Source organism: Chryseobacterium sp. LAM-KRS1, assembly GCF_013184525.1.
GTDB classification, from domain to species: Bacteria; Bacteroidota; Bacteroidia; order Flavobacteriales; family Weeksellaceae; genus Chryseobacterium; species Chryseobacterium proteolyticum.
In genome coordinates this window covers 219,565-236,351 of sequence record NZ_JAAOIZ010000002.1, presented here as the reverse complement: position 1 = coordinate 236,351, position 16,787 = coordinate 219,565, and the positions used below count along the sequence as shown (strand labels likewise).

Annotated in this window: 12 protein-coding genes; 5 read left to right on the top strand and 7 right to left on the bottom strand. The window is 35.7% G+C overall.

The window, feature by feature from the left end; all coding sequences use genetic code 11:
* Positions 1-22 precede the first annotated feature (22 nt).
* From G9C87_RS04980 to G9C87_RS04965, 4 genes are all read left to right on the top strand, one after another.
* A complete protein-coding gene (locus tag G9C87_RS04980; protein WP_317168531.1) occupies positions 23-1,156 on the top strand; it encodes a lactonase family protein in 1,134 nt (377 codons plus the stop codon).
* An 11-nt stretch (positions 1,157-1,167) separates the two neighbouring features.
* On the top strand, positions 1,168-1,773 hold the full coding sequence (locus G9C87_RS04975; protein WP_172278760.1) for a hypothetical protein: 606 nt from the start codon (positions 1,168-1,170) through the stop codon (positions 1,771-1,773).
* Between the two features lie 913 nt (positions 1,774-2,686).
* A complete protein-coding gene (locus tag G9C87_RS04970; RefSeq protein ID WP_172278758.1) occupies positions 2,687-4,348 on the top strand; it encodes an FAD-binding dehydrogenase in 1,662 nt (553 codons plus the stop codon).
* Between the two features lie 18 nt (positions 4,349-4,366).
* Positions 4,367-5,170 (top strand): SDR family oxidoreductase, encoded by an 804-nt coding sequence (locus tag G9C87_RS04965; protein WP_172278756.1) that lies wholly within the window; start codon positions 4,367-4,369, stop codon positions 5,168-5,170.
* A 279-nt stretch (positions 5,171-5,449) separates the two neighbouring features.
* On the opposite strand, the gene G9C87_RS04960 is transcribed toward G9C87_RS04965, so the two are convergent.
* Entirely contained in the window at positions 5,450-5,974 is a 525-nt protein-coding gene (locus G9C87_RS04960; RefSeq protein WP_172278754.1) for an SRPBCC family protein, read from the bottom strand.
* A 738-nt stretch (positions 5,975-6,712) separates the two neighbouring features.
* On the opposite strand from G9C87_RS04960, the gene G9C87_RS04955 reads away from it, so the two are divergent.
* Complete coding sequence (locus tag G9C87_RS04955; RefSeq protein ID WP_172278752.1) at positions 6,713-8,263, top strand: hypothetical protein; 1,551 nt, start codon at positions 6,713-6,715, stop codon at positions 8,261-8,263.
* Between the two features lie 321 nt (positions 8,264-8,584).
* On the opposite strand, the gene G9C87_RS04950 is transcribed toward G9C87_RS04955, so the two are convergent.
* From G9C87_RS04950 to G9C87_RS04925, 6 genes are all read right to left on the bottom strand, one after another.
* Positions 8,585-8,986: a hypothetical protein gene (locus G9C87_RS04950; protein ID WP_172278750.1), complete on the bottom strand. Its 402-nt coding sequence runs from the start codon at positions 8,984-8,986 to the stop codon at positions 8,585-8,587.
* 55 nt (positions 8,987-9,041) lie between these two features.
* Complete coding sequence (locus G9C87_RS04945; protein ID WP_172278748.1) at positions 9,042-9,776, bottom strand: LytR/AlgR family response regulator transcription factor; 735 nt, start codon at positions 9,774-9,776, stop codon at positions 9,042-9,044.
* 3 nt (positions 9,777-9,779) lie between these two features.
* The gene (locus G9C87_RS04940) at positions 9,780-10,838 is read right to left on the bottom strand and encodes a sensor histidine kinase (RefSeq protein WP_172278745.1); all 1,059 of its coding nucleotides are present in this window, start codon (positions 10,836-10,838) and stop codon (positions 9,780-9,782) included.
* A 232-nt stretch (positions 10,839-11,070) separates the two neighbouring features.
* On the bottom strand, positions 11,071-12,276 hold the full coding sequence (locus tag G9C87_RS04935; RefSeq protein WP_172278743.1) for an MFS transporter: 1,206 nt from the start codon (positions 12,274-12,276) through the stop codon (positions 11,071-11,073).
* A 91-nt stretch (positions 12,277-12,367) separates the two neighbouring features.
* The gene (locus G9C87_RS04930) at positions 12,368-13,282 is read right to left on the bottom strand and encodes a helix-turn-helix domain-containing protein (RefSeq protein WP_172278741.1); all 915 of its coding nucleotides are present in this window, start codon (positions 13,280-13,282) and stop codon (positions 12,368-12,370) included.
* Positions 13,283-13,388: 106 nt separating this feature from the next.
* Positions 13,389-16,730, bottom strand: coding sequence for a DEAD/DEAH box helicase (locus tag G9C87_RS04925; protein ID WP_172278739.1), 3,342 nt, complete (start codon positions 16,728-16,730; stop codon positions 13,389-13,391).
* Positions 16,731-16,787: the final 57 nt, after the last annotated feature.

Here is a 16,787-nt window from a genome sequence, read left to right as displayed (position 1 = left end):
CCATTAGCATAGCAAAAGTAAATTGAAAAAAATTATAAGTATAGCCATTGCTGTTTCAGGATGGATTAATATGTATTCTCAAAGCACCTATGTTTTTTTTGGATCTTTTAACCGTGACAAAGCAGCTGATGGAATCTATGTATATCAGCTGAATACAGATACCGGGAAATTATCAAAAGTAGTCAAAACAAAGAATATCCTAAATCCATCCTATGTCACCCTGTCGCCCAACGGAAAATACATTTTTGCCTGTACGGAAAGTAAAACACCCAATGCCGGCAGTGTAAGCAGTTTTGAATTTGATCCTGCCAAAAAAACACTCAATTTTATCAATAGCCAAAAGAGTGGTGGTGAAAATCCGGTTTATGTAACTGTTCACAAAAATGGTAAATGGTTGTTGAATGGGAATTATACGGAAGGAAGTATTTCTGTATATCCAATTTCAGATAATGGAAAGATCTATCCGATGGTCCAACGGTTCCAGTTTTCAGAAGGAAGTGTCAATCCTGAAAGACAGGACCGTTCTCATATTCATTCAACCGTTTTTTCACCGGACTTTGATTATGTATTTGCTCCTGATCTGGGTGCGGATAAGATCAGGATTTATCAATTTAAAAATGATGCGGTTCAGCCAATGGATGATGCTGAGCCTGCTTTTATTCCTACTATGGCGGGAACGGGACCCAGGCATTTCACCTTTCACCCTAATGGTAAATTTGCGTATTGTATCGAAGAATTAGGCGGAGCGATTGATGTGTATTCCTATGAAAACGGAAGATTGGAACATATCCAGAGAATCAGTACCCATAAAAATGAAGTAAAAGATAATTTCGAAAGTTCTGATGTTCATATTTCTCCCGACGGAAAGTTTCTGTATGCCTCAAACAGAGGTAATGAAAATAATATTGCTATTTTTTCAATACTTGAAAATGGCATTTTGAAAACTGTAGGATATCAGCCCACTTTTGGTAAACAGGCCAGGGTATTTGAAATAGATGAAGAAGGGAAATTTTTAATTGTGACGAATGCTGCCAGTGGGAATGCTTTTGTGTTCAGACGCAATCAGCAAACGGGATTGCTGCAGAAAGTAGGAAGGAAGCTAAAAATAAAAGGGATATCTTGTGTGAAGATAAAAAAATACCACTCTCGTTCCTAATAATTTACTTTATGGACAAAGAAACAGCCAGATATATCATAGCGTATTTCAGCGAATTAATGACTGATCATGAAAAGTTAATCTTAACTTATCGCATGTATTCATTCATGTCTTTTTCCGATATTCAAACGGGAGATTTGGGAGAACTAAAATCAGATGAGTCTTCAGAATATGATCATGAAAAGATTAGATTAAATGTAGCAACCAGGATTATATCTGAATACCCTGAAAAAGTATTTTTTAACAATTGTCCAAAATGCGGAAAACTTGCGCGTACACCAAAAGCAAAGCAATGCAGGTATTGCAAATATAGATGGGATTATGTAGTAACAGCTCAGTTTAAACTTGATTTTGTTTTAGAAATTACCAATAGGCCCTTTTTTCTAATAGGACAAATTATCAATGGTGAAATAAATCAAAGCCACCTGATAGACATGACTAATGTGGGAATAGATAAATTAGTAAAAATTGACAGTATTGAATTTGCGCATTATCATCAAAATGAACAAATATCGGGTAGTATTGGACTGGCAACGAGTGGCCTGACAGAAGAAGAAAAGCAATATTTAAAAGATAAAAGTCCTTTTAGAAAACCAGTTATTATCATTAGTAAATAATGAGTAATCCATATTTCATACCGGTTATTCAGTGTAATCATTCTGATAAGAGACATATCCTTCAAAAAATGAATTCGTAAGTATTTCTCTTGGATATTGGAGAGGAAAAGCTTAACCAATATTTTTAATGAGAAAATGTAAATATTATGCTTTTTATTTCATATTATAGTGAATTAAATTATTTACATAACTATTTATTAATGGTAGATTAAAGATAATAATTTGTCACTAATTAATGAATTTTTGTAATTTAGCCGAAACTTAACCAGTAAGTAAACTGAACGAATTTGCTAAAATTTAGATTGTCGGGGGTATTTACTAATAACCAATACAAGAGGTTGTCTTGAATGACAGCCTCTTATTATTTATTATAAGTAGTCCGAAATGGGAAACAGTAGGGCGATAGACAATAAAAAAGCCTTCCGGAGAAGGCCTAAAAAAAACACAAATGTGATTAAATCACAAGAAGTTCAAATATAATAAAAAAATCCTCAACATAAAGTTGAGGATAAAAACTAATAACCATGAAACTCAAACATGAGTCACGTGAATAGTAAACGGAAGAGATGTAATAATATTTTGTAAAAAATAAATAAAATAAAGAAAAACCCGTGTTTAAAGTGGTTTTATGGCGTATAATTTTTAAAATCTTCTGTTGTTTTATGAGATATTTTTGAATAATAAGGGATTTAAATCATATTCAATTAAGTATCATAAAAAAATATTGACCGCTTTTCTTTCATTATATTTTTTACTTTTAAACCCAAACTGCCTATATAGCTGGATTGTTTTGTAATATAATATTCAAAACATAATAAAAGTAGAATAAAGTTAATGAAGGCTAAATTAATTGGCCTTTTATAATCTTAAAATCTATTATCTTAGTTAATAGAATTTGTTACACTTACAACCAATGGATATTGAATTTCAACCAGATGCAATTATCGTAGGTTTCGGGTTGGCAGGACTTACTGCTGCCATGGAAATAACGAACGCCGGGAAAAAGGTATTATTGATCGACCAGGAGACAGAACAGAATATCGGAGGGCAGGCATTCTGGTCCTTTGGCGGTCTTTTTCTGATTAATTCTCCTCAGCAGCGAAGAGTAGGAATTAAAGATTCTTATGAACTGGCGAAACAGGACTGGATGGGGACAGCAGGTTTTGACCGTAAAGAAGATTACTGGCCGAAACAATGGGCGGAAGCATATCTGAATTTCGCAGCTAATGAAAAGTACGATTATATTTCTAAAATGGGAATTAAGCTGATGTTCATGGTGGGATGGGCAGAGAGAGGAGATGGCTCCGCAGATGGGCATGGCAACTCCGTCCCCCGTTTTCATGTAAGCTGGGGAACCGGAACGGGAGTTGTAAAACCTTTTGTAGAAAAGGCTTACGAAGCACAAGCAAAGGGACTTCTTAATATGAAGTTCAGGCATCGTGTTACCAACCTTATTACAGAAAATGGTAAGGTCACAGGCATTGAAGGAGATATTCTTGAAAATGACAATAAGGAAAGAGGTGAGGCAACCAACAGAATTGTTGTTTCACAGTTCAAATACAGTGCGCCCCATGTTATTATTGCTTCCGGAGGAATAGGAGCTAATCATGAACTTGTTCGTAAAAACTGGCCGCAACGACTAGGTAAAGCCCCTGAAAAAATGGTATGTGGAGTTCCCGCTTATGTGGATGGGAAAATGATCGGGATTACTGAAAATGCCGGAGCTGATATTATCAACAGGGATCGAATGTGGCACTATACGGAAGGTCTTCAAAACTGGAATCCTATTTGGCCGGATCATGGCATCAGGATATTACCGGGACCTTCATCCCTATGGTTTGATGCGAATGGAAACAGGCTTCCGGCACCGTTTTTACCTGGATTTGATACATTGGGAACCCTGAAATACATACAGGATACCGGGTTTTCTTATTCGTGGTTTATTTTAACACAAAAAATCATTAAAAAAGAGTTTGCTCTTTCTGGCTCCGAGCAAAACCCTGACATTACAAATAAGGATTATGGTCTTTTTTTTAAAAGAATCTTTGGAAAAAAAGCACCAGGTCCTGTGGAAGCTTTTAAAGAACATGGAAAAGATTTTATTGTATCGGATAATCTTCAGGATCTGATTAAAAGGATGAATGAACTTTCCGGAAATCACCTTTTGGATTATAAAAAGGTAAAATCTCAGATCGAAGCCAGGGACAGAGAATTGGATAACCAGTTTTCAAAAGATACTCAGGTGAATTATATAAGAAGTACCAGGAAATATCTGGGGGATAAATTGGGAAGAGTAGCAACACCACATAAAATACTGGATCCCCGGAACGGACCATTAATTGCGGTAAGGCTTAATATTCTGACAAGAAAAACATTAGGAGGAATTAAGACCAATCTGGATGGACAGGTTTTAAGAGAAGATGATACAATAATAGAAGGACTTTATGCGGCTGGGGAGGCTGCAGGTTTCGGAGGAGGAGGAATGCATGGCTATCGAGCCTTGGAAGGAACCTTTTTGGGCGGATGTCTGTTTTCAGGAATGAAAGCCGGAAAATATATTGCCGGGCTGAAATAAAAGATAAAGAACAATATCATGAGCACCTATTTTGATGGTAAAACAGTTTGGATTACAGGGGCCTCTTCCGGAATAGGAGAGGCATTGGTAATGGAGCTTGCAGCAAATACTACCGCAAAAATCATTCTTTCATCAAGGAAAGAAGAACAGCTGGAAGCGATTGCGCAAAAAGCAAAGCTGACCAGTAATCGGTACGCGGTATTACCCTTGGACCTGTATCATTATAAAAATATGGCTACTGTTGCAGGAGAAGCAGCAGGTAAATTCGGAAGTATTGATCTTCTTATTAATAATGCGGGCTTGTCTCAGCGATCTCTGGCTATGGAAACTGATATTGAAGTAGATAAACGTCTGATCGATATAGATTATATTGGAACGGTGGCCCTTACCAAGGCAACAATTCCTTATATGATCAGGAACGGAGGTGGTCAGATTGCTGTCGTTTCAAGCCTTATGGGTATTTTCGGAGCTCCGATGCGAAGCGGTTATGCGGGAGCAAAACATGCTTTGCATGGATTTTTTGATGCACTTCGGGCAGAACTGTATAAAGAAAACATTCTTATCACCATTATTTGTCCGGGATTTATACAAACCAATATTTCAATGAATGCTGTAACCGGAGACGGATCTTCACAAGGAACCATGGATGAAGCAACTCAAAATGGTATGCCTGCTCCTGTATTTGCACGAAAAATGCTTCGTGCGATTGAAAAGAAAAAATACCAGAAAGCGATAGGAGGCAAGGAAGTTCTGGGTGTTTTTCTTAAAAGATTTTTCCCTGCATGGCTGGCCAGGATTACCAGAAAAGCGAAAGTAGTTTAAAAAATCGTACAGGCAATTCCAATGGATCAAGAATGTATATGAGGTAGACTATATATCCTGTTTCATAACAGGTGAGATAAATTCTTTGTAGTAATCCAGAGTGGAAGTAGTCAGTTTTATAAAACCTCCCGGGTAAGCGAGAGGTATATAAACTGTTGAGATTATAATAACACAGGTTATTAGACTATAAAGATATAAAGATTTTAAAATTAAATGTCATTATTTTTGTTAATTATTCGTTATCTGTAGAATAATTATGGCTTTTTTTATTAAAAAAAACTATTTTTCGGCTTGTATTTTTAGATTTCTTAACCATTCCTGTAAGGAATGTTCCAGATGGCTCTGGAATTTTTTATGCATCATGGTAACAAGCCAGCCTTCCATACTTTCATCTACAACAACGGTCGTGTTTACACCATTCGGAACAAATGTCCAGTTGTGAATTGCAAAAGCACCGAATGCCGGACCTGACCACCCGATTTTGCGATAAGGAATTGCAGTGTGTAGAGTGGATCTGATTGTAAGACCTCCACTTTTCCAATCGAAACTGTTGCCTTTTTGAAAAGGTACCGTCATTATCGGATCCTGGATGTCTTTATTCCAGGCAGACCAATGATTAACATCACTCATGATCTGATATATCTTTTCCGGAGAAGCATGGATAGCGATATGTTGTTGGGTCTGAACAGGAGCATTTCGGTTGATATCTTCTGAAACTTTATAAGAACTGGTAAGTTCTAATATGCCAATGATCAGGAGCAGCGCTGTTAATAAAGCTAAAACACTAAAGAGAAACTTTTTCATAATGTTGTTTTTGAATATTTTGATAAACGAAGCTACCGATTTGTTGTTCGCGTTTATTGTAAGAAAACGAAATAATATAGGTTTTGCTTTTGATTTAGGGGAAAAGTTGTACAGTATTATTTAAACAGTGATTAAAAAATCCGGGACCAATTGGCCCCGGATAAAAAACAGTTTAAAACTATTAACACTAATTAATGATTATCTTGAAGTTTCAAAGAATAATCAATTATAAAAAACTGACTTATTATTACTTTTTCTCATCATTTGTGTTTTTTGCTTATTATTAGAAAAACTATATAGCTTCTTGAAATTTTTTTGATGAACATTAATTAAAATGTGTTTCTTAGTCTTTTAACCTGCAATTTTTTTTCATTTGTGTTTTTTTTAGTTGAATTGTGAGATTGTATTAATTTTTTTTTAGGTGATTTCTATTGAAGTTGATCTTTTGTTGTTTTATTGTGCTTTCTGATTTAAATAATTTCCTGTCACAAAACTATGAGGAAAAAACGTATAAACAAACCTCAAAGCGCCTATTGTGAAGAGATGTGTTAATTTACGTATATTTGTGTAAGTGCATTTTTTAATATGATTGGTTGTAGTCATGAAGTGCATATTGGTTGAATTGAAAAACATAGAAATACACAAAATATACAGGCATAAATTAGACGGAAAGACAACACAGAGGTCATATAAAATAACTACCAATTTGTATATATTTGTTTAATTAATTGGAAAAACATGCTTAAAAATAAAATATTAAAAACATCCCTATTCTTTATTGTTTTTTTTATTTTTTGTAGTAATACCGGGGCGCAGAATAGCAGTAAAGAAATAGATAGTGTAAGCCGGTTGTTGGAAAAAAACTATATAACAGGAGATACTAATCCAGGACTCACGCTTAAAAATGCTACAGTTCTTTATTATTTATCCCGTGAGAAGAAATTTTATCCAGGGCAGATTCATTCGATACTTGAAGAAGCCAGACTCTATCAGATTAATGGTGATTTTGATGCCGCTTTGGCTAAAATTAATGAAGGTGTAGATCTGGCAACAAAGCAAAATGATTACAATGTAATGTGTCGCATTTTGTTATCCTACCACAAAGTACTTTTACAACTGGATCATTTAAGTGCAGCAGAACAAATTTTAAATAAATGTAAAGAGTATAACAGGCTCGTTAATATAAAGAATGACAAGCTTGTAAATGATATACACATTACATTGGCAAAGGCTGAACTATTGAGAATCAGTGAGAATTTTAACGAAAGTTCCAAAAATGAGGTTATCAGACTTAAAAAACAGGCTTATTCGCAATGCCTGACAATAGGTAATGACAGTAAGCTAAAGAAGGCTACAACAATCTGTACGCTTGAGTCTCTGATTGGCTCTCTGGCACGCTTTAAAAAGGTAGAGGAGGCCAGAAAGTATATTGCTATTACTGATCAGCTTCTTCTTTCCTTTCCTGATGATAGGTTTATCATCCTGAATTTAATAAATAAAGGGATCATTGAAAAAGAGTCAGGCAATTATCCTGCAGCTATCAGTTACTTTTCAAAAGCCGTTATGGATTCTCAAAAAGATCATAACCGGTATGAACAATATGAGGTGTATGCCATGATGGCTGAATGCTATGAAGAATTGAAAGATTTTGAACAATCTACTTTTTTTTCAAAAAAATATAAACGGATTATAGATAGCGTTGATCTTGTCAAGAAAAAATCAGGGGATGTGAACTTTATTAATAAAATAAATGTAAAGGTTTCTGAAAATGTACAGGAGGTTTCATCAAAAACAACAAGCATTGCCATAGGAGTGGGAATTTTTCTCGTAGCAGTTCTTATTGGATTTATTTATTATAAAAACAAACAAAAAAATAAAAAGAATGATGAGGATTCTGTTCAGAATCATATACCGGATGAAGTAGAGGAAAATACCATTGTTCTTGACAAATCTGAAAAAACGGTTGTAAAAGATAACATCCCGAATGCAAAATCAGAGATTACAAAAGAGCTGATACTCTTGGCTAAAGAAGATATCAATGCATTCTATATCGAATTCCAGAAAATATATCCTAATTTTTATCCTACCCTAAAAAGCAAGTACCCTGATCTGAATATATCCGATATCAATTTCTGTACACTTCTTAAGATGAATTTTGGGATTAAGGAAATATCACAATACACCAATTCTACGATCAGGGCAGCTGAAGCAAGAAGGTACAGGATCAATAAAAAGATGGAACTAAAAAACCAAAACGAGCTGTATATGGTATTATCATCTATTAATTAAGGAACAGGTCTTTTTATCAAAATCCGAAGCCACGAGTGACTTCGGATGAAAACAATCTGAATTGTTTATAATGAAAACGACTATTAAAGGATAAGGACATCTTTATCATATAGACGGCTGGCTCTACTGGCTTCACGTACTTTTCATTTCTGTCTGGGGGACGTTTATTAATTTTCGGACATTACTTTTCCTGCAGTTTTGTTGGAAACTGTTAAATAATGTTGAAACGATTAAAAAATAAATGAAAAGCAGCTAATCTTTAGAATAAAGCCTGCGAAAGAAGCCAGAGGAGCAGCCTGATAAGAATAAAGGACATTTGGCTTATTTATACTTAATGAAAGTAGCCTGTATCTTTTTTACTTTCATGTTAGTGGTTACCGAACCACCGGTATAAGTATTATTTTTGCTTCCTTTCTTCATGTTTCCAAAATCACTTTTTGAACTTCCCGTAACCTCTTCTGTCAGCTTCATAATAACACCGTCTGCACCTCGTGACTTGCCTAATTCAATCGCTTTTTGCTGCATAGCATCCATGGAACTGAAGCCTTGATTGATTTCTGTTGTCCCCATTGTTTCATGTTCTCTTTTTACATCAGCAGCATCAAAATAAACATCTACGTTTTGGGTGGCAGCATATGTTTTCCCAAAATAGGAAGGTGCACATGATGTTGCCGCTGAAAGGGCTAAAACTCCAACGGATTGGATTAATAATGATTTTCTCATTTTTTTGATTTATAAATTGATTGTTTGTGTATATATCGGTTTATTGTCTGTAATCCTATTCCGGGCCTTCTTCTTTTTTATTGGTGATTACTTTACCTAGCATTTGATTCATAAAAGATTCGCGGTAAGTCTGTCCTATTGGAATCTGGTTTTTAGTAAATTCGAGTTGGACTAAATTTCCATGGATCATCATAATAAAAGGGACTGCAATGATGAATGATTTATGTATTCTGAGAAAATAATCACCAGGTAATTTATTTTCAAGTCCACCGATATTTAACAATGCCAGGATCTGTTCCCCGTCTTTGGTGTGAAAGCATACATATTTTCCTTTTCCTTCTATGTATACAATATCCTGAGTTTTAATTTTTATTAGTTTTCCTTTATATTCTGTCTTAACCATGATAAAATCGTCTTCTGCATCTTTTGTAGATAAAGAAATAATTTCCTGCGCCCGTTGTACTGCCTTTAAAAACCGTGGAAAGAAAATTGGTTTAAGCAGATAATCTACAACATTATGGTCGAATCCGTCTAAAGCATACTCTCTGAAAGCGGTAGTGAGGATGACTTTATACCTGTCATTTAGTAATGGTAGAAATTCAACTCCTGACATACCCGGCATTTGAATATCGAGAAAAATGAGATCCACTTCCGTGGTATTCAAAATTTGTAAAGCTTCTGCAGGATTCATAGCAGAACCTGCAAGTTTCAGAAATGGTGTTTGCTCAATATGCAATGTGAGCAATTCTATTGCGTGGGCTTCATCATCTACGACAATACAGTTAATCATGGTTTAAAGATTTATGGTTATTTCATTTAAATAATAGTTTTCATCTTCTTTAACAGCAAAGGAATGATTATCACCGTACATGAGTTGTAAACGTTGCTTCACATTGCTTAATCCTATTCCTTTTGAGGGTTCTTTGGGGCCTTTCTTCTTTTTATTGCTGACAAGGAAATAGATCTTATTTTTTGTGGCTTCCAGCTCAATGGTTACCTGGTTTTTTTCATCATTCAATTCCCCATGCTTAAAAGCGTTTTCCACCAAAGTAACCAATGCCAGAGTCGGGACAGAAGATATGTAAGCTTCATCGGTTTCAATATGTTGATGATACTTTACTTTTAGCATATGATTGAACCGGATCTGGTTCATTTCTATAACTTTTTTCATATGATCAATTTCCAATGCAAGAGGCACTGTTCCAAGTTCATCCCAATCATCCAGAGCATAGCTCATAATCTCTGAAAGAAGATGTACCGCATGGGCTGCCTCCGGGCTTGTTTTAAGGGTTTTTGTATAAATAAAACTTAGCGAATTGAAAATAAAATGAGGATTGATCTGATATTTTATGGCAGCAAGTTCGGCTTTTAATTTTTCCTTCTCCAGCTCTTCTTTACGCTTACGTATTTCATTGGAAGTTATTATCGTGGCAAAAAAGACGGCTATCAAAATGATAACAAGATCAAGTAATGCAGCAGTGAGAAAGAATACGTTGGGTGAAACGTAACTTGGATCTGTGGGTTTGGGGTTTTGAATCTGGAAATTCCATATGTATTCATAAATGGTCAGTATGGTAAAGAATAAAAGCCCTTGTAAAATTGCTTTCTTCCAGTTTCTGGTTTTTATTAGAGGGATCAGCAATTGATAAATAAGAATATAGTATACAATAGTTCCCTTTACAACAGTATGAATAAAATTAATATAAAGCTGACTTCCTGTTCCGAATTGTTTCAGGGTGGTCTCCAATCCCTGTAATCGGATGAGAAATAGAAATGCCGCCACACTCCACGTCGTATAGATCATCAGAATGATCATTATCTGCTTCCATTGTTTTTTGGCGAACGTTATCATGAATATACTTTATTTTGAGCTTTTTATAATTACATTTTAATTAAATAGAGAAATAAGGAATATAAGTTTCTGTATTCTCTATGAAATTACAATAATTTTATTTTGACAGTGCAATATTAACTCATATACTCTTTAGCATAAAACATTATCCATCAACAATTGTATTCCCGGCATCAACAATTTGATTCGGGTCATTTTATAATCAGCAGGTATGAAAATAAAAAAGCAGAGATCAATTCTCTGCTTTTTCTTTGTGTAAAGTGTGGTTCATGGTAAGAATAATACCCAGAAGGATTATCGCAATAATTAGATACCGCCAGGAAAGATCTTTCTGTAAACTAACAGTTCCGCTTACGGAGATAATGAAACTTGTAACCGAAGTAATAATATACACCAGTCCTCCCATCAGTCCACCGGCAGTCCCTGCATTCTTAGGGAAATAAAGCATACTTGTTGTGAAGAATGAAGTAAATAGAATCCCTGAACAAATATGAATAAAAAATGCAAAAGGGATCATGATATATAAACTTTCAGAAAAATAACTTATAATAATGAGTCCCGTAATGAGAGTTAATTGTAATATGATAGGTTGCAGTATTCTTGCTTTAAAGCCTAATGATACTCTTTTTTTACCGATAAACCCACCGATCATCCACGAGAACCCCAGGATTAGTGTACAGTATCCGATAACAACAGGGGTAAAATGGAAAGTATTTTCGATAATAAAGGGACCCGTGATATTGAATAGCATAACAATCGAGTAGCTTAATCCTAAAATAATAATGCCCAGCATAAAAATACGGTTCCGGAGCATCATTTTATACAAGCTGATGTTTTCGGAAAAATTGAGTTTCTTTTTTTGTGGAAGACTTTCTCCACTGAAAAACCATTCAAATAGCAGTATGACTCCGGCATAAAAAGCCAGAAAGTAAAAATTAGCATGCCAGTTGAATAATTTTTCCAGATATCCACCAAGAAAAGGAGCGAGAATCGGACCTAAGGACCAAACAATTGTAAAATAACTGAGATAATGTTTTACTTTTTCCGCATCATAAATATCAACAAAAATTGCCCGTGTAGCGACCACCAGCACTGATACGGCTATCCCCTGAAGGATACGGAGAAGGCAAATCAGTAAAATGCTATTGGTCATGGTGATTAGAATACTTGTAATTACCAATAAAAACAATGCGATTAACTTGGGACGATACCGGCCGATGCTATCCAAAATTCCTCCCACGAATAATTGGGAAATTCCGTAGCTCAGCAAATAGGAGGTAAGGGTAATCTGTATGTCTTTTTCGGAAACATGCATTCCTTTAGCCATTGAAGGGAAGGAGGGCAGATATATATCTGTAACAAACCCCGATAATGGAATGGATATAAAAGCCATAATGGTGATCAATCTGATCCTTTGTTCAGATGCTTCTCTCAACATAATTCATCTCTTTTTTAATGATACAAAAATAAGCCGGGAATTTTTGATATCAATTTTAAAAGACAAAGAAAAAATTACAAAATTCAAAGAATTAAATCGCGTGCTTGAATTTGAGCGGTGAGGTATTTGAATATTTTTTGAAGAAATTATTAAAATGAGAGGGTTGATCGAATCCCAAAGTGTAACCGATTTCCGCAATATCCCAGTTGGTGTATTTTAAAAGGTTTTTAGATTCCTCAAACATCCTTTCCTTAATGATATGTGTGGTAGTAAGCTGGGTTACGGATTTTACAGAAGAATTTAAATGATTGACGTGTACATTAAGTCGTTCGGCGAAATCTGATGCGGTTTTAAGGGCAAGCGGATAGGCAGGAGAATCTAAAGGGAACTGTTTGTTGAGCAATTCGTCAAAAAGACGGTACAGGCGTACATTTGCCGGAAGTTCATCAGGATCAACGTCTTCTACGCGGTTTTCAAGTGCAAGATGAAGGACAGACGCCAGATGACTTTTAATACTTCCGCAGCGAAACGGATAATTTGAATTATTGAGTTTGTACATTTGTTCAAAATATACCGTTGTCAACTGAGTCTGTTCTTCTGTCAAAAATACAATAGGCATGCTCCATTCCTTAAATAATGATGTTTTCTTAAATAGCTTGAATTCCGAACTTCCGTTAAAGAATTCCTGATTGAAAAGGCAGAAGTAGCCTTCCTGCAGATCCCCATCGCATTCCCATGAATAAGGAATATTTGGAGAGGGAAAAAACAAAGCAGGACGGTCTACATACAATTCCTGTTGTCCATATTTAAAAGTTCCTTTACCGATGATGAAGCTTATTTTGTAATAATCACGACGATTGTACGGGCTTTTGAAGCTGCAATATCTTCGCATAGAGATATTAAAGTGTGATTTCCCCAATTCAAAATCGTGAGAATCAAACATTTTTAATTGGTTCTCTCTGATATTTCTGTAATAGTCCTCAATGGTTTCCAGCCGATCGCTCATAACTTAAAAATTATAAAAATCAAAGATACGAAAACCTGATGACAGATATTGCAGGCGATGTGTATTGTGTAAAATTAGAAAGGAGGTTGAAGAAAATGCCTTCAGACTATTCTAAAATTTCCAGCAAATCTGCTTTACTGAAGCCTTGTAATTTTGATTCTTCTGTTTTTATCAGTCCTTGGGCCAGTTTACTTTTCTTTTTCTGGAGATTCAGTATTTTTTCTTCAATCGTATGGGTGCAAACCATACGGACGGCTACTACATGTTTTGTCTGCCCTATTCTGTAACTCCTGTCAATAGCCTGGTTTTCGGCAGCCGGATTCCACCATGGGTCTACCAGATATACATAATCAGCTTCTGTAAGGTTGAGTCCTACACCACCAGCTTTCAAGCTGATGAGGAATACCCTCACATTGTCATCGGTCTGAAATCTATGAACTTTGGTACCTCTGTCCCTGGTCTGTCCTGTAAGATACTCGAAGGGAATATCTTTATTTTCAAGTTCTTTTTTGATGAGGTCCAGCATTCCTACAAATTGTGAAAATACAAGGATTTTGTGTTCTTTTGATTTATTTTCAATCTGTTCCGTTAATAATTGGATCTTTACAGCGTGATCGCCTGAGTAGCCTTCTTTAAGTAATACAGGAGAATTGCATATCTGACGGAGTTTAGTAAGACCTGTCAAAACATGCATGCTGTTTTTTAGTGTTTCATCATCCGTGGAAGCGGATATGAAATCGCGTAATTCACGCTCATAAAGGTCATAGATTTTACGTTGCTCTGCATCCATTTCACAGTAGATTACCATTTCTGTTTTTTCGGGAAGTTCTTTGGCAACCTGCTTTTTTGTTCTTCTTAAAATAAAAGGATTTATTTTTTGTTGAAGTTCAATAGTACGTTTGCTGTATTCAAACTTATCGATGGGAATGGCATACGTATCTTTAAAATATTGTTTGCTCCCCAATAATCCGGGTGAGGCGAATGAAAGCTGACCATACAGATCAAAGGTGTTGTTCTCAACAGGCGTTCCTGTAATAACAATTCTGTTTCTGGCTTGTAAGAGACGTGCAGCTTTATATTTTTCTGAATTGGGGTTTTTAATTGTTTGTGATTCATCAAGGAAAATATAATCAAAATGAAATGTTTTAAGAAAACGGATGTCCGAAAGGAGCATTCCATAACTTGTCAATATAATGTCATAATCCTGGAAACGGTTTGTTGATTTTTCCCTGTCCGGACCATAATGCATCAATACCTTAAGAGAAGGAGCAAATTTTTCAATCTCTTCCTGCCAGTTGAACAACAGGGAAGTAGGAACGATGATCAGGTGGGTTCCGGAATGATATTTCTCTTTTCGATATAGAATAAATGCGAGGATCTGTATAGTTTTTCCTAATCCCATATCATCGGCAAGACAGCCGCCGAAATTATAATGGTCGAGTAACCCCAGCCAATTGAGGCCTTCTTTCTGATAATCTCGTAGGGTAGTTCTCAATCCTGCAGGAACGGGAATTTCAGGTGCTTTTTTCAGCACAGAGAATTGCTTGGAGTAAGAATGAATTTCAGTCTGTACCTCTTTTGATAAAACCTCTTTTTCAAACCAATCCGAAACCTCCGAATAGCTAACTTTTGGAATTTTAAGCAACTCTCCGTCCATATCACCAATCTGAAAATACCTGTCGATCTTCTTTATCCATTCATCAGGTAAAATTCCCTGGGTGCCATCATCCAGTTGTATAAACTTTGTTTTATTACGAAGCGCCCGGTGTACCTGTTTCAAAGAAGCTTCTTTACCTCCGAAACGCACACTTAGTTTAGCATTGAACCAGTCGATACCACTTGTCACCTGGATGTTGATTTTCGCAGAGTGAGGGTTCAGTTTGTTATTTTTGAGTTCATTAAATCCAAGGATGGTTATCCCTTCATTTCTCCATGTTTCAAAAGTTCTTAAAAACCAATCGGCATCCAGAAATTTATCTTTGTACAAGTAGAAATATTCATGTCCCTCCAGTTGGTCCTGAAAATCCTCATGCTGTATCATGACAATGGATGTAAGTGCTGTTTCAGCTTCGTAATTGCGTTCAATTTTAAACAGATTTCCATTCTGATCCGTATCATATAATTGCTTCCGTGAGTATACTGCCACCTCTACGGATCCGTATTTCATTACGGGTGTGATGGAGATATACTTGCCTTCCTGGTGAAGATAAATGATCTTTTCCATTTGGAAATCCTTTTCCTGAAGCTGTACCGGACTGGCAGTACGAATGTAGCTGTAATTGATTTGGACATGAGTCTCTAATGGAGATAAAACAGTATGTAAAAAGTTTTCATACTTTGATGCATGAATCAGCAGAATCTCATTATTGGACTTAAAAAATCTGATCACCCTAAGAAGATCAGGATTGTCAATGAGATTCAATGTATTCTGATGATAGATAAAACAATCATGGCGGATTATTACATTTTTGAAAGAAAGAGAAATATCATTAAATAGTAATTCTCCCGTAATCTCATAAAAAGGCTCTTTTTTAAAAACTGTAAGCAGAATTTCGGCTTTCAGCAGATTGAGCTTTACGGGAATCAGGGATTTGGAAGAAATGGCTTCTGAAATAGTATGATCGTGGTAATAAGTATCAAGTCCCTGTGGATTCCGGATAATTAACTTCAGGGCTTCCGTTTCCGTTGCGTCCGCTTCTTCATTAAATTTATTCTGAAAAGAAGCGATTGCCGTATAGAATTTGATCTCAGCAGGTTGATCCGCTTTCCAGACGAGTTGCATAGGATGAATAGGGGTCAACGGATTTTTGATCTTACCGCTTTGGGTAGTATCAGCTTCCATTAATGAAAAATTGAGATGATTATAATACCGGTGCTTGCCAATAACCAATATTCTTTTTCTCTCAGTCTCTTGCATAGCAAGTTCCTTTAAAACAGATTGCCTCGTAGGAAGCAGATTTTGTTTAAAGCCTGGTTCATCTATCTGCAGAAGTTCCTTTATCCTGGATCGAATGTTGAGTTTTCCGTTCTGTAATTCCAACTGGAAATAAGTGTCAAGGTCAGGTTCATTTTCCAACCCGAAACTTTTAGCATGTGAAACCAATGTCCTTTGTCTTAGATTGGCATCGTAGAATATTCTGTAATTTTTCTGTTCAAGAATACAATAAATAATCTCTGCCTGATGCTCACAAAGTTTTTCTCCGTATTGCTCACAAGAGCATGCCGTTACAATTGAAGAACCTATCTGGCTTACGGAAATATTAGGAAATCCTATTGTCGAAACAGATTTCGTAAAAACCCCCGAATTAATCTCCAGGGCAACAGGTTCAATATCATGGAAGTTTTTTTCTTCCATGAATTTTGCCGTTGAAGTATGCTTTAAAAGTTCATAAACTGAAAGCGTGCTGATATGGGTATTCCGTAATATATATTCTTTTGGCAGCTCCATGGTTGGGACAGGCAGATAATTTATAAAAAACGAAGGTACATAAAAACAGATAAAAAG

Bases quoted from the DNA above. Each gene is read 5' to 3' on its own strand.
- G9C87_RS04975 (WP_172278760.1), top strand. From the start codon at position 1,168: ATGGACAAAGAAACAGCCAGATATATCATAGCGTATTTCAGCGAATTA.
- G9C87_RS04970 (WP_172278758.1), top strand. From the start codon at position 2,687: ATGGATATTGAATTTCAACCAGATGCAATTATCGTAGGTTTCGGGTTG.
- G9C87_RS04965 (WP_172278756.1), top strand. From the start codon at position 4,367: ATGAGCACCTATTTTGATGGTAAAACAGTTTGGATTACAGGGGCCTCT.
- G9C87_RS04960 (WP_172278754.1), bottom strand. From the start codon at position 5,974: ATGAAAAAGTTTCTCTTTAGTGTTTTAGCTTTATTAACAGCGCTGCTC.
- G9C87_RS04955 (WP_172278752.1), top strand. From the start codon at position 6,713: ATGCTTAAAAATAAAATATTAAAAACATCCCTATTCTTTATTGTTTTT.
- G9C87_RS04950 (WP_172278750.1), bottom strand. From the start codon at position 8,986: ATGAGAAAATCATTATTAATCCAATCCGTTGGAGTTTTAGCCCTTTCA.
- G9C87_RS04945 (WP_172278748.1), bottom strand. From the start codon at position 9,776: ATGATTAACTGTATTGTCGTAGATGATGAAGCCCACGCAATAGAATTG.
- G9C87_RS04940 (WP_172278745.1), bottom strand. From the start codon at position 10,838: ATGATAACGTTCGCCAAAAAACAATGGAAGCAGATAATGATCATTCTG.
- G9C87_RS04935 (WP_172278743.1), bottom strand. From the start codon at position 12,276: ATGTTGAGAGAAGCATCTGAACAAAGGATCAGATTGATCACCATTATG.
- G9C87_RS04930 (WP_172278741.1), bottom strand. From the start codon at position 13,282: ATGAGCGATCGGCTGGAAACCATTGAGGACTATTACAGAAATATCAGA.
- G9C87_RS04925 (WP_172278739.1), bottom strand. From the start codon at position 16,730: ATGGAGCTGCCAAAAGAATATATATTACGGAATACCCATATCAGCACG.